This is a genomic window from Natronococcus pandeyae, from assembly GCF_008122205.1.
Classification (GTDB): domain Archaea; phylum Halobacteriota; class Halobacteria; order Halobacteriales; family Natrialbaceae; genus Natronococcus; species Natronococcus pandeyae.
In genome coordinates this window covers 81,280-95,722 of sequence record NZ_PHNJ01000011.1, presented here as the reverse complement: position 1 = coordinate 95,722, position 14,443 = coordinate 81,280, and the positions used below count along the sequence as shown (strand labels likewise).

The following is a 14,443-nucleotide window of genomic DNA, read 5'->3' as shown; positions in this document are numbered from 1 at the left end:
GTCTCTAACCCTGCTGCCTCGAGTGCTTAATGAAGACGTGGAAGATAGTGTTGAATTCGCACTCCGAGAATACGTGGATACGACTGGAAAAAGCGCTCAGAAGAGATCAAGAAACGCGATAGCAACGTGTGTCAGCGCTGTGGGAATCATAACGGAAACTATGAGCATCATTCGCTGGTGATGGAGACGCACCATCTCGTTCCGGGGAAGTATCTTCCTGCAGCAGACGCAGGCGTTGATCTCAACCTCATTACCGTCTGCAGTACGTACCACGGCCATCTCGAGGGCGTTCCATATCGAACGACAGTTTGCCGAAACCGATCGAAATGATGCACTCTAGGTCCTTCGCTCGTTGAAAGAGCAACCGCGATCGCTTCGGTCGCTCTGCCGCGAACTCGAGATGCCGGACGATCACATTCGAACGATCGTCTCGCAACTCGAGCCGATGAACTGCGTCGCAACTCAAAACAACGTTCGCTATCGGGCGACCTGTCCCGCAACGGCGAAATCAGTAGCCGAACGCGCGAGATGCCAATGGAAGCGTGTACGAGCAAGACGGGAACAACTCGAAACCAGGCTGGAAGAGCTGCGACAGGAGGTCGAACGGGGAGTAGATGACCTCGAGTATACACTCGAGTTTGGCGAACAGGAACGAGTTGGGTCTGCAGTCGAACGAATGTGTCACGCGCTCGGAGAATGAGAGAGACTCCAGGTGAGATCGTATCAATATCAAGTGACGTTTCTTCGCGGTCTCGGTCCGCTCACACTGTTGCCGTCGAACGAGCGGTTTTCGGCGCCACAAACAAAATATCCTGAAATTCTCTATTATTGAGAAGATTTATGCACCGTTATACACGTGGGTGTCACAATGAAAGCCAGTATGGAGGGAGGGGCGCCCGCCAACCCGTTCGACGGGGGTGCGAAGGGACGGCTGTACGACGCGCTCGTGGCGGCCGACGGGCCGGAGCCGGCGACCGCGCTCGCCGATCGTGCCTCCACTGAGCGTCGTCACGCTGATTGATGTGAATGGCTATCCCGTCACTGCGGAAGAGTTTGCCGAGCAGGTACCGCTCGGCAAACTCGTAGACTGACTTGATGAAGACTTCTTCCGCGACGAGTTCGAAGTCAGCAATAAATCGTGAGAGCGTCCGCGGGAACAGCGGGTGCTCGAGGCCATACTGTTGCCGCCTCGTTGTGGAGCCTTCGTGCCATTGGGCGGAGGGTAAATGTCACGGTAGAAGCACTGCAAGACGCCTTTCAGGAGTTCTGGTGGCTTATGAACCCATGTTTGCCCCCCAATCCGAGGGAGCGAACAGGGGATAGTCGGTGAGAAACGAGAGATCGAGGTATTCGAAGAGTGCCATTGTCTCTGTCTCCAAAGCTTTGGAAACCTGTGCGACCGTATCGTTACTCGGTAGTAGGGACTTGCTGCTGGACCCATCAATTTCGTCTATTACTTCCTTATGAAGACTTTTGCACTACCGCCTATCCAGTACCTTTTACAAATATTTATAACGATAATTAGTAATAAATTTGGATGAATGAAAGCGTGTCTGCTGAATGTGACCCAAGTATCGTAACAAAAATATACCCGCCTGACTACGATAGTATGTGGCGATTGTAGCGAAGATCGATCGACGCGTTCTACTCATTATAGGATTTATAGCAATCAGTATTGGAATATTTTTATCCTATTCAACACCCGCATCTGGGTATGAACCATCAATTTACACGGGTACGCCACTATTATTCTGGATATTTAGTTTCGTTGCAATGTCAATATCATTATTTATTACCTTTTATAATGACAATCACAATTTTAGAAGCAGTAGCATTCTATTAGGTGGTCTTACGATGTTTTCAATCGTTGCTCTGCCTATTATTCGTGGATACCATTATATTGGGGAGAATGATGCATTAACCCATCTTGGACATACCCGAGACCTAAATAATAATGTTGTTGGAATAGAAGAAATTCGATATCCAGCTGTCCATATTTTAGGATCTGTGTTTAGTGATCTTACTACTAGTAGTTTGAACCATTCGTTGCTTATTATTCTCGCGATATTCATTCTAATATTTTTTGTATTTATCTCGTTGTCGATTAAACACATGTCTAAGAACACCTTGATTATTAACATCGGAGTTTATTCATCGTTTCTACTCTTACCTATTAATCATTTAGGCGTTTCTATGCAAATTCATCCAACCAGTCAGGCAATAATGTTTTCTCCAGTTCTCATATATCTATTTATCCGTAACTATAACGATCCCAGATGGGAATTAATGATTCTATTTTCGTTAGTGTCAGCAATGTTTGTGATTCTACATCCCCAACAAGCAGCAAATCTCATTATTTTTTTCACTTCGATTGCTATCATTCAGGTTCTTTATCAATGGTCAAATTCACATTTATACGAATACTCAGTCATCACATTGGTTGGGGTACTTGTACTAGCCTTTTGGTTATGGGCTAATAATTTGGCTGCATTTGAATCATCAATATCCTCATTTGTAGTCTCGATAATGGCAGATAGTGAATCAGGTAGCCAAATTTCTAGTCGCGGAGCTTCTCTTGCTGAACTAGGTGGGAGTTTAGAAGGAGTATTTGTTAGAATGTTCTTTGTTTCGCTTATTTATTGTGGTGTTGGTGCTTATATTATGATGGCTGTTACTACAAAGATTTTTGGTCTTAAACAAGAAAGACTGCAATTTGTTCTTACCGGATCAGACAGCAGTGAACGCATGTTATTGTTCTACTTTACAATAGGACTTATCGCAGTTTCTGTCCTCTTTTTCGCCTATCTTGCTGGAGACATGAGATCTCAGTATATGAGACATTATGGGTTTATAATGGTTGTTGTGACTATAATGGGCGCAATTTCATTAGGTAGAACAATCATATATTTAAACACTCTTTATGATAGAGATTTATTTCGAAAAGTTACGGTGTTAACAGCAACCGCTTTCTTGATACTGACGACTCTGGTCCTTTTCCCTTCACCATATATGTATCAAACGACAGGGCATGTGACCGAAGGACAGATGGATGGCTTTGAAAGGGCATTTGAATACGAGGATGACTCTTATTCATATGATCATGTGAGGATGTCGGCTAGTCGATTTAGTCATGCGATTAATGGACGAGATTCGAATGATCGGACAGATTATTATATTGACGGTGTGAGGTTAGGAGGAATGCCAGATCACTTTTCAAATCAATCTTTGGAAACATACTTTGATGATCGGGTGTATTTAACGATAACTAGAACTGACCGTGTTCGAGAGCCAATTATTTATAATGGATTTCGATTCAACCACAGGGATTTTGAATATCTAGATGATAGCCCAGATATAAATAAGGTAAGCTCTAACGGGGAGTTCGACTTATATATAATCACCCACCGATAAAATATGAATGAATATATGAGTTCGTTTACTAACCTAACAAAAACCGCGACATCAGTATATTACCAGCAAGGATTAGCTTCGCTCATCAAAGCATTTTATAAATATTTGTCGTTTAAGACACCCCTGTTTAAAATTCGAGAAGGAATTGAGAAGAAAACTTTACAGACAAAATATGGGAATTCTGCGCCACATCCATATACAATCATAAATGTTAATCCGGACCGTATAAATATGTGGTCCCCCAGTAAAAGAGATGGACTACTTCTTGAAAAATCGGGAATCGAATTTGAAGTACAAGAGACTGCTAGTGTTGATACCTGGTTTGACGCTGGCTTAATTAAAGGAGGGGAATGGGACAACCAGCAAAATTTATATCATGTTAATCAGTCTCCGAAGTATAATGGTGTTGTTGAACATTTTGCGGATGGCGTTCCATGGGAAGACACAGATTATTATGATATAATTCTTTGGCTAATGGATGAAAATAAACACTTTGATGGGTGTAGAACCCAGGAAGAATTCGATAAGCGATTAGGAGAAATTGATAAGTTATATAAGAAAATCGAACAAGAGGGTTATAAGAAACAATCGGAATTATGCAAAAAATGTAATATTAAGAAATACGATGAGATTGGTGTGTCGATCGGGAGAGATGGGCAACTAATTTTTCAAGGTGGGGGTTGGCATCGATTTGCAATTGCTTCAGTCCTAGGTATTAACACCATTCCTGTCCGTGTGATTTGTCGGCATAGAGAATGGCAAGAGCTTAGAAACCATCTTGCACGCTGTGATTCATATGAAAAATTGCACTTAGGGGCTAAAGAAAATCTTACACACCCGGATTTAAGAGATGTTGTTCCAAGATCAATTATTAACGAATATATGGGGAAAAATAATTGATAGAAATAAAGAAATTATGGTTTATATTAATATAAATGCATGAATGAAAGAGCACTGTCTAATTGAGCCAGTTGAGAAGTGAGCAGGTCGTGTAGTTGAGTTGATTACTTGCAGATTTACTCAGCGAGAGTTATGACGTGGATTTAGAAGAATTCTGGAAGACGAACAGACGGCAACGCTCGTTAGGGCGTTTGCCGCCCGCCTTCATTTGACCAATTGTTCTTTTCAAGAAATAATATATCTCTTGAGAAATTAGGTGTTGAACGATCTCATGGAGCGGTCCAGAACTGAGTACATCGACGACCGACAGCGTTTCAGACCTGCCGTCCGCGAAACTGACGCAGGTCACGATTGACAAGATCGCTGTCAAAATCAACGGAAGTAGTCTTGGCTATACGCTGCAATAGACCTCAAGCCAAAGGTGATTTTTGATGCCGCGTTATTTGATCAGCATGGCACCGATCCAGCAGCTGCGTTTCTCTACAAATGGACCGAGAAACACGATCTCTTTCAGACAACATTTCTCGTTGATCAATTCGGGTCTTTGACTGCCCGCGTCGTTCAGGATTGAACGGTAGGGTTGGGTATATTGACCAAAACCTCATGGAAAAATGGCTTCTCACACTGAAAATGTGTGTCGACCGCTTCCACAACTCGTGGGTGGACAGTCGGACGAGCGCACGTCGGTGGAGTGAGCAATTCGTACTACTACAAGCATCTGAGATCGCATTGATCGCTCGCTGGAGGAACGTAGTCAAGAAATTGCTCTCGACTTGCACCTATATGAACAGGTCCTCTAAATTGTGCATGAGATCGTCGATACTTCGGACTTGGCTAGTGAGAGCCTAGGAAAGGAGATTTTGTACACTTTCCCGAAACAAGAATTTGAGATCAGCTTGAAGTAACGTTGCCCGTGAAATTGCCATTCACAGAACGCTTTGTGCAACACCGATCTTCAGGAGACTGTAGGCGAGCATCAGCAGGTACCAGTGACGACTGGCACCTGCGTCACTTCGCAACTTGCAGTCTCTCAAACCGAGGTCCTGCTTGGTGTCTCTGAAGAACGTCCCGACCCGCCATCACATCACGTACAACGCGATGAGATGACTTGCCGGCGCGTCGATCTTATTTCTCCCGTGTATTTAACACTTAATTCATTGTCTTCGCCAGCGGATTCTTCGTGATCAGAACCTTCACCTTACCCAGTTTCGACACTGCAAGCATTTTCGTTCAAATATGGTAGGTTTTTCCATCGAGGGTTCGTGGCCCTGTGTGGATGCGCTCACGGAACGCATCGACGCGCATCCGTTTACCTGCGTACGTCACAGTGTGTTCGCTTTTGATAGCAGAGATTCACTCTTTGGTGTAATTTTCAAGATGGTCAATAAACTCTCCCGAACAGTGGGTCATATCGAAGAGATGTCGAGACACCTATCTCGATGCATTCATCGAAGAGTCCTTTTGCTAACTGACACGAGTCTTGCTATGTTTCTCGTAGGACGAAAACACAGCGGATAGATGGTTTTCTTGTCTGTATATGTCGCGTAGATGAGTTTCTGACCCCAGATGTAGCCACATATGGTGTGATCGTAGAATTTCCCTGCGTTTAAAATCTGCTGGCCACTCTTGTGCATGAAGGTGTCGTTGATCATGACGTCACGATCACTGCTCCAGCGCGTTTTATTGTTTGTCTCCAGTAACTCCAATCGCTCTCTATCGAGTCGGTCTTCGTCCCAGTTGTACTCGGTAAGAAACTTGTTCAGAGCCCGTTCGCTTTTCGCCGGAAGTACGTGCGTAGCGATGCCATCGGTGGTCTTGTTGGGGTCCGCAACAAGACAGGTGATGTAACTTTTCGAATGGTGATTCTGCTGACACGAGAAACCGTCTAACTTTTCGATCGGATCTGTACCAGAAAGAAACGACGCAATCGGGAGTACTAGGATATTACCGAGAGACAGGCGTCGCAGAGACAAACGTGCGAAGTCGAGGAACTATGCAGTAGCAGTAGAAGTAAACCAGCAAACTAATGCCGTACTTTAAGCATATATTTACTAGTGACGTCTACACCAGATATATCATCTAGATTCAAATTTGAATTGATAGGTCGTATTTTTGCAATTTCATCAGTTGCACTATTAATAGCGGTACTCACTCGTATACTTGATCCCCATAGTTATGGTCTCCTGTTTCTTGCTATCTCTATCCTTAGCACTATAGAACTCTTTGCTAAACTTGGGATCGCAAGATCAGCAGCCCGCTACGTCTCAGAATATAAGGAAAAAGACAACAGTCAACTCCAATACATTCTACGAACCTCGTTTCTCTATAACCTAGCTACGATTGTTCTCGTTGTAGCTACTATGCTTGTTAGCTACCAACATATCGCATATTTTCTTGGTGAGCCCGACTTATCACCATATCTTTTACTAGGGACACTTTATATTATATTTGGAACTCTTACTGCATATGTCCGTCTAATACTTCAAGGGTTTGAATTGATCAAATCAGCTGCTCTAGTTCACGCAATTGATCGTGGGAGTCGTTTGGTATTTGCTATTGGTCTAGTAACCCTAGGATATGGCGCGCTTGGAGCTCTCGGTGGCTATGTTCTTGGGTTCTTTTTCGCAACAATAGTCGGTCTTAAATACATACGCGAGGAATATATATTCGAATACCAGTCAGGAGCAGAAATTAAATATAACCTTCGACGACGTATAGCTGAATATACTATTCCACTCACAGCTGTGAGTACAGCGAACAGAATAGACAAAGAGGTAGATACAATTCTTGTTGGATGGTTTTTAAATCCCGCTGCAGTGAGTTTTTATGTTCTTGGCAAACAGATAGTGTCATTCGTTGAAGCCCCAGCCTCCTCACTGGGTTTCACGATTTCACCTGCGTTGGGTTCCGAAAAAGCCGATGAGAATACAAAACGAGCCGCAAAGATATACGAAATTTCACTTTTGAATATTCTCACTCTTTATGTACCTGGTGCAGCAGGCTTAGCTATTATTTCAGAACCATTTATTGAAATTGTATTTGGTACAGATTATTCTGGTGCTGCTCCTGTTTTACAGGTTTTTGGTATTTATGTTATATTAGCTGCAGTTATGAATATTACTAGTAATGGACTTGATTTCCTTGGCAAGGCTCGATTCCGGGCAGTGTTAAAGGGAATTACGGCTGTACTGAACTTAATCTTGAATTTGTTACTTATTCCGACAATTGGTGTAGCTGGAGCAGCCATCTCAACAGTAATCACATATATGATATATACATTTGGAAGTGTCTATGTGATGCATATTGAGTTGGATTTGAGATTAAAACACTTGATTAGTAAATCCACCCAGATATTTGGAGTTACAATCCTCATGTCTTTCTTAGTTTTCCTTTATTTGAGTCAAACTAATGGTATAATTAGTCTAGTCGGAGGTGTCGTCATCGGCATTATCAGCTGGGGCATTTTTTCGCTATCTGTAGGACTTATTCAAATAAATGATATAAAATCGCTCATAGAGTAAACAGTAGAGTGTTTGGGAGAATAGTCCGTTCATATAGATCGAGACCGTTGGCGGGAGATAGCCCTCATGCACCCCATGAGGATCACGGCGAGCTTGCGTTCCTGAGACTCGCGCGCTTTCGGGTTCGGTGAGCGGGTCGGCGCGCCTTTATCGACGAATCGGCTCTCCTTGGAGGCGGTCTCGGTGAAGTGGTCATCGTACTCACTCATGTTCCGGCAGAATCTCGAGTGTGGCTCTAGTTCACAAGACGCATAACGCTTCGGGGCCGCCATTTCGAAGCCGATCAAAATACGATACCCCTGTGACTCTGTTCCTCTTATCTCGACAATCCGCATCACAGACAGACTAGCAGACTCATATGTTCCCTACCGACACGCTCAAGTATGATCACTGGCTGACTGACCAAACGGTGTTGATTACGCGGGCCTGGGCTTCATCGGGAACCATCTCGCGCGGGCATTCGTCGCCGACAACGACGTGTGGGTACTCGACAATCTGACGACGGGCGAACGTCTCCGAGAAAGCGACCTGCGGGACGACGAGACACTTGCGTGCACGACCGACGGCGACGATCTGATCTTCAACGAGGTGGTACTCGTCAGCGTCTAGGGCTCGGTTGAGACGCTGTTGACGAGCCACAAGATCAACATTAATGTGACGATCGATGTCCTCGAGGCCGCTCGTCGCGAGGACGCCCGGGTCGTGCTTGCCTTGAGCGCGGCGATCTACAGCATCCGAAACGCGTGCCGGTGAACGAGGTCGATCCGAAGACGCTGGCCTCACCGTACGGGCTCGACAAACTGGCGATCGACCACTACGCCCAGCAGTATCACGACCTTTACGGGGTCGATACCGTGGCGCTGCGGCAGTTCAACGCTTACGGGCCGGGCCAGACCGCCGGCGACTACAGCGGTGTCATCAGCATCTTCTGTGACCAGGCCATCAACGACGGGCCGATTACGGTCCACGGCGACGGCGGACAGACCCGTGATTTCGTCTTCATCGACGATATCGTGCAGGCGAACCTCAAGGCCGCGACGACCGAACAGGTCGGGGAGGCGTACAACGTCGGTACCGGGACGAGCGTCACCATCAACGAGCTCGCCGAGACAATTGTCGACGTCACCGATCCGGATTCGGAGATCATCCATACCGAGGGTCGGAGCGGCGACATCCGTCACAGCGAGGCCGACATCGCTGCCATTCAGACTGATCTCGGCTACGAGCCCACAGTGTCGCTTCACGATGGCCTCGAGCGAACCGTCGCGTGGCTTCGCGAACAGTAAGCGGCTCAGTTATACGTCGTAGTACGGCGACCGCACACATCCTTCGAGTTCAGACCTTTCGGAACAGTTAATTTATGAGTCCGACAGTGACGAGTGAATGCCAGTCGACGACCACCGGCGCCGCCTCCTCGCGCTCGTCCTCCTCGTAGGCGCGCTGTTCGGCGTGTTCGTCTGGTACGGCACCGTCACGTACGATCCGGCACTGAACGATTATCCGGGCGAGGACGACGTCGCGCCGGCACCCGAAGCCTACGTTGGCGAGCGTGTCTCCCTGGACGGCGAGGTCCTGGCAACTGATCCCGTGGTCGTCGAAGTCGACGCCGAGGGCGAAACCTGGATCGTCACCCTCGAGCACACGAACGAGGCCCTTGTGCGCGGGGACGACCCCGCAGTCGGCGAGCGGCTCTCGGCCCACGGCACGCTGACCGACTCGAACACACTCGACACCGACCGCGCCTATACGCGCGAGCCGTGGGAGTGGACGTACATGTACGCAATCTCCGCCGTCGGCGCGGTGTGGGTCCTCGGCCGGGTACTCACCGGGTGGCGAGTCGACCGCGACCAACTGACAGTCGTCCCCCGTGAGCAGCGACTCGCGATGACCGACCTGCTGTCCCCTTCGTCCGATCAGGCCCGAGATGACACGACTACTGACGAGACGGCGGACACCGAGGATGACGCCGATGCCGCGATGGCACCGACAGCCGGAGGTGAGCGCGATGGCTGAGCTGCTAACACACGTCCTTGCCGCCTACATCCTCGCGACGTTGCTGTCGTGGCGCTACGAGTGGCTCACCCCGCAGTTCGTCACGGTGGCGATGATCGGTGCGATGATTCCCGATCTTAGCCGACTGGATCTCCTCATCCCGACCGACCTGATCACGGCCGTCTTCGGGATTCCGTTCGACTGGGGGGCGTTCCACGTCCTCGGCGGCTCGCTGCTGGCCGTGGCGATCGGGACGGTACTCGCTCCAGCCGATATCCGCCGGCGCGTCGGAGCGCTCCTGTTCCTCGGAATGGCCTCGCATCACGCGCTCGATCTACTCTTGCTCAACGTTTCTGGGTATTCGTACGCTGTCCTCTGGCCGCTGACGGGGTACCACCCGCCGTCGCCGGATCTGTATCTGAGCACGGATCGGTGGCCGGCGCTCTGTAGTGCGGTTCTGGCCGCTGCTGTCTGGTACGCGCGCGATCAGCGATAATGATCTCTCTTTGAAATTGCGTAGCGAAGCGATAATCGCATTGATCATCCTCTCGAGAAACTGCCGACTGAGCTTCTACTCCTCTCGAGCCTCATCTGCTCGCGGGTCACTGACCAGTTCGAAAAGCCGCGTTCCGTCGTGAATACAGGTCACGTGTCCGGCAGCCTCGAGCACTTCGAGCCGGTTGTAGATCGTATTTCTCGAGAACCCCGTCCAATCGACGAGTGCCCCCTTCGTTGCCCGCCCCTCCTGCAATTCGTCGAGAATTTTCTCATCTGCTGGCCTGAGGTCCTCGGGGTCCATCGGTTTGCTGACCTGTGGAGTTGCCATGTCTATATATCCACCAGTACGCATTTAGACTTGTTTGATAGAACTCCATTTCAGCATATGCAAAGTGCACAAGCTCTAAGGCAGAAGACGTTCTACTGGAGAACAAGCACGGACTGCCTCATAAGATCCTGAGGCCGGTGTTTCAGGCACCGACCTCCGTGCTGGAGTAACCAGCAATGTCGGATACACCATCGACAACGGTAGATGTTTCGGACAGCAAGAACGATCGCCGTCTCAAGCGACCAAGTCGCGACTATGGCTACCTCGGCGAAGACGGCGAGGGCTTCCATCATCACGTTGACGAAGCCACGAACACCATCTACGTCACTACAAGCCATGCCGAGCGATTTTACCCAGAAAACGCCAACACACAGTGGTTCCGCATCAGCGGTAACGTTGATCACGTTGAGGACCTCGAGCAGTACGATGACCGCGGACTGACCGAGTGGATCGCCTACGTCGATTCAGTTAGAGGATGGCACGATCGGCCGTTCGAGATCAGTTCGGTTCTCACCGATGCCTTCTCACAGCGGGGTGGCCGGCAATGAACAACGAGACTGTCGTCCGCGTCACACTCGAGTTCGAGCGTCCGGTCACGCCGGGCGACCTCGAGCGTGCCTATTGCCAACTGCTCGAGCGGGTGGATCGATGACCGTCGGCTTCGCAGTCCGGTGGACGCCTGCAGAGGGCCGAGCTCGAAAGATCGTCTTCGACCCACGACCCGCGAAGAACCGCTGGCGGCGAACCGAGTTCGAACTGCACGAATCGCAGTGGCGCCAAGTTGGGGCCGAACGCGTCGACACGGTCGCACTCACCAGTGAGAGTGGACACGGCGACAACGCATGCTCCGACGGCGGTGCGTCAGATGAGTAGTGCCAGCACCCTCGACGAGCTCGCGCGAGCGGTCGAGCGCCTCCGCGAACAGAACCGCCAACTCACCGAGCACGTGACCGATCTCGAGGCCGACCTCCAGGAGACCGACGCACGAGTCGACACCCTCGAGGCCGAGAACGAGACCCTCCGCGACGAGACCGAGCGCCTGCGCGACCGTCTCGGCGACTGTGAAACCACGACCGAGCGCCTCGAGGCGGCCACCGACGCCACCCGCAAACGCTCCGGCGCAAACAAAGAGCGCATCGAGGAGCTTCAGGCTCGCGAACTCGAAAAAGGCGCCCACCTCCGCGCAGCGAACGTCGACCGGTGTGACCTCGAGCTCGCGACCGACCACCTCGAACGGCTCACGAAAGACGACGGACGAGCCTATTATCGCCTCCCCGAATCCGAGGACCCGCTCGATCGCGGCGACAGCGTCTCGCTCGCCCACGGGGATCTGCTCCCGATCCAGCAACTCGCGCGGATGGACGACGAGATGCGCCGGTCGACCACAAATGCGCTCCCGACGCGCCTCGCCGCAAAGCTCTGGAAAGCGCGTTCCGATCCGGACGTCGGGGACAATCCCTGGCGACAGGGCTGCAAGACCGTCCGCGAGTACGTCAAGGCCAGCGACCTGAAACACTGGATCCGCAGACAGGAGTCTGGCGTCAGCGACGCCTATGCGAAGAAGCTCGTCTCGCGGACGATCGATGCGCTGCTCGACCTTTCGAAGCATCGCCTCGCCGTTCGTAAACAGACCGAGCGCAAGAACGGGCTCTCGTACACCGAACGTCGGGTTCTGTTACCGACTGATGCCGACCTCCCGGGTGACCAACCTGCCGGCTCTCCGGAGACGGCTGACGTCCACGGCTGAAACTGACCACGGAGCCGAGACATCGCTCGAGAGAGCCCACACTCTTCCAGGGATCCACACCACAGTCGCAGTGCGGGTGTTCGAACGGGTCGCGTAGTCGTGGGTCTCGTCCTCGATCGGTCGTCGTCGGTCCGGACTCGAGACGGCTCACACGGGTTCGTCCGAGGACACCACCTGTCACTGGACGGTGTGAAGGTGGATTTGCCGAGAATTTCCCTCCCCGTTCCCCACTGGCGCACGAGACAACTCTTGGCGTCATATCGACTGATCGGGCTCTATAGAAGTCCACAGTAGATGACAAGGGTTGCCTGCTGAATACAGAGAATCAATATCGATCAGGTGCTCTCTGAGCCAAGGCCCTTCTCGTGGTAGACGTTCGCCAGCTCGCTCTGATCTATGAGATGAGGGTGTTGGCTGACGACGAGACTGTCCATAGTTCTCGCCGGGCCTCCGCCGCAAAGTGCGGGATGAGTGTGCTACGCTCCTTGGTAGAGACGATTCAAGAAACCAATAGAAGATATCCGGTTGCTTTTGGGCGCTAAGATCACTCAGGCGTTTCTAATCCAGCCGTCTTGAGTGCTTGATCCCACGTCCCCCACTGAGTGAGATAGGGTGAGAGCGAATATTCGCCACGCTCGTTCACTTCACTTTGACTCGGGAGTCGCCCAAGGTCCATAGCTAAATCCTGAAGCGCCTCAATCAGCTCTTCTTCATCAACGCGCCTTCCCGGTCGAATATCCTCATCAATGAGTCCGGCCTCTTTACGGGCATCAAACCATGAGTCAAATCGCCGGAAGTACGTGGCAGGGTCGTAGTTTCCGTGTTCTTCAACATCCACAACGAGTACTGGCTCGCCATGTTCGTCGGCAACTCGCCGGAGTTCTTCAAGCAGTGCTTCCGTAGAGACTACCTCGTGGTTTGTTCCGAGTCCTGCGGCTTCCAGTGCTGCGTTCCATGAATCCCACCGAGTGTAGTACGGCGTCACCGAGTGTGGTCCTTTTTCGTTCATATCGGCCTTGGTTGGTGGCTTCCCAAGTTCTTCAGAAAGATCGCGAAGGTCCTCGAGATACTCTTCGTCAGTTGGCATTATTCGTCATCCAGTAAGTCGCGTGCAAAATCGCTATCGATGCTAATTGTATCTTCATGAACTTCTACATCCGCGCCGAGATCCGCGTAGAACGATGCAAGTGATCGTCGATAGGAACCAGTGCGGTTCGAGTGTTCAAGTATCCAGCGTGAATTGAACTCCCAGTACTGACCTCGGTTCTCCAGATACGTGCGTGCGAACACGCGTTTAGAGGGTTCCGACACCGAATCCAGATAGGATGGTAGCGTATTCAATGCCTCATCATCGAGCGGAACGTCGAGAGTATAGAGAACTCGACCGAGTATCGCACCATTGTCTGAAACGCGAACCTCTGCACTCCGATTTTTATCCTCGGTGCGCTCCTCGACAGGCTCTAAATCAAGCTGCTCAAGAAGCCCTGTTATTCTCTCACGATCTTCGTCTGAGTGGACGATGAAATATGGTGCGAAGATTTCGTTTTTGAGTGTGCCTTGAGAGCATCCCCACGCGACGAGTCGGTTCAGTGGATCGAAAGCATCCGTGTCCTCTGTGAGTGGCAGCCAGTCGCGTGTCTCTGCGGTCTGGATCGCTCGTACTGGATGCGGAATCGAACCATCCATCCACGGACGGATACGACTGCGCGGAAGGTTGAGTTTCGAAGCGACCCGTTGAGACCCAGCGTTGGGTTGTCTGCCGGTGTACTCGAGGACTCGCTGGTAGTCTTCAACGATCTCCCACGGGTCTTCGTAAGCTTGCGAGCTGTAGGTGCGGGCGAGATTGCGTGGGTGGATCAGGACCGCATTATCGGACATGGCTACCAGTTTGAGTTCAGAAATATAACAGTGGTGTTGTATCCACTGATAGTCCCGTATCAGCTAAATTCAGTAAGTATGAACTATCCAAGGGGTGCTTGTAAGATTTCTATAGGTGGCTGATTATCAGAGTTGAAAGCGTATCAAATTAATTGACTTTCATTTTCT

11 protein-coding genes and 2 pseudogenes are annotated in these 14,443 nt (G+C 50.3%); 10 read left to right on the top strand and 3 right to left on the bottom strand.

What is annotated here, in order from left to right; translation table 11 throughout:
- Positions 1–868: 868 nt before the first annotated feature.
- The 8 genes and pseudogenes from CV102_RS26120 to CV102_RS18095 all read left to right on the top strand — a co-directional run bounded on the left by CV102_RS26120 (position 869) and on the right by CV102_RS18095 (position 10,320).
- Positions 869–1,021, top strand: coding sequence for a hypothetical protein (locus CV102_RS26120; RefSeq protein WP_187433034.1), 153 nt, complete (start codon positions 869–871; stop codon positions 1,019–1,021).
- Positions 1,022–1,611: 590 nt separating this feature from the next.
- Positions 1,612–3,411 carry a hypothetical protein gene (locus tag CV102_RS18130; RefSeq protein WP_148859396.1) on the top strand — a complete coding sequence of 600 codons (1,800 nt, stop codon included), beginning with the start codon at positions 1,612–1,614 and terminating at the stop codon, positions 3,409–3,411.
- Positions 3,412–3,426: 15 nt separating this feature from the next.
- Positions 3,427–4,311 carry a hypothetical protein gene (locus tag CV102_RS18125; RefSeq protein ID WP_148859395.1) on the top strand — a complete coding sequence of 295 codons (885 nt, stop codon included), beginning with the start codon at positions 3,427–3,429 and terminating at the stop codon, positions 4,309–4,311.
- A gap of 137 nt (positions 4,312–4,448) precedes the next feature.
- Positions 4,449–5,044: pseudogene (locus CV102_RS18120) on the top strand (IS6 family transposase).
- Between the two features lie 1,321 nt (positions 5,045–6,365).
- Positions 6,366–7,832, top strand: a complete 1,467-nt coding sequence (locus tag CV102_RS18110) for an oligosaccharide flippase family protein (protein ID WP_148859394.1) — start codon at positions 6,366–6,368, stop codon at positions 7,830–7,832.
- A 358-nt stretch (positions 7,833–8,190) separates the two neighbouring features.
- A pseudogene (locus CV102_RS27265) lies at positions 8,191–9,118 on the top strand (NAD-dependent epimerase/dehydratase family protein).
- A 97-nt stretch (positions 9,119–9,215) separates the two neighbouring features.
- On the top strand, positions 9,216–9,845 hold the full coding sequence (locus tag CV102_RS18100; RefSeq protein WP_148859393.1) for a hypothetical protein: 630 nt from the start codon (positions 9,216–9,218) through the stop codon (positions 9,843–9,845).
- On the top strand, positions 9,838–10,320 hold the full coding sequence (locus CV102_RS18095; RefSeq protein ID WP_148859392.1) for a metal-dependent hydrolase: 483 nt from the start codon (positions 9,838–9,840) through the stop codon (positions 10,318–10,320). Before CV102_RS18100 ends, CV102_RS18095 begins: the two co-directional genes overlap by 8 nt.
- Positions 10,321–10,395: 75 nt before the next feature.
- Here the strand turns inward: CV102_RS18095 and CV102_RS18090 are convergent, their stop codons facing one another.
- Entirely contained in the window at positions 10,396–10,650 is a 255-nt protein-coding gene (locus CV102_RS18090; protein WP_233710733.1) for a helix-turn-helix transcriptional regulator, read from the bottom strand.
- A gap of 176 nt (positions 10,651–10,826) precedes the next feature.
- On the opposite strand from CV102_RS18090, the gene CV102_RS18085 reads away from it, so the two are divergent.
- Together CV102_RS18085 and CV102_RS18080 are read left to right on the top strand one after the other, a co-directional pair.
- Positions 10,827–11,198, top strand: a complete 372-nt coding sequence (locus tag CV102_RS18085; protein WP_148859391.1) for a hypothetical protein — start codon at positions 10,827–10,829, stop codon at positions 11,196–11,198.
- 317 nt (positions 11,199–11,515) lie between these two features.
- Positions 11,516–12,397 (top strand): hypothetical protein, encoded by an 882-nt coding sequence (locus tag CV102_RS18080; protein ID WP_148859390.1) that lies wholly within the window; start codon positions 11,516–11,518, stop codon positions 12,395–12,397.
- A 544-nt stretch (positions 12,398–12,941) separates the two neighbouring features.
- Here CV102_RS18080 and CV102_RS18070 read toward each other — a convergent pair.
- Both CV102_RS18070 and CV102_RS18065 read right to left on the bottom strand, forming a co-directional pair.
- Positions 12,942–13,484, bottom strand: coding sequence for a homing endonuclease associated repeat-containing protein (locus CV102_RS18070; protein WP_148859389.1), 543 nt, complete (start codon positions 13,482–13,484; stop codon positions 12,942–12,944).
- Positions 13,484–14,275, bottom strand: a complete 792-nt coding sequence (locus CV102_RS18065) for a hypothetical protein (protein WP_148859388.1) — start codon at positions 14,273–14,275, stop codon at positions 13,484–13,486. Before CV102_RS18065 ends, CV102_RS18070 begins: the two co-directional genes overlap by 1 nt.
- Positions 14,276–14,443: the final 168 nt, after the last annotated feature.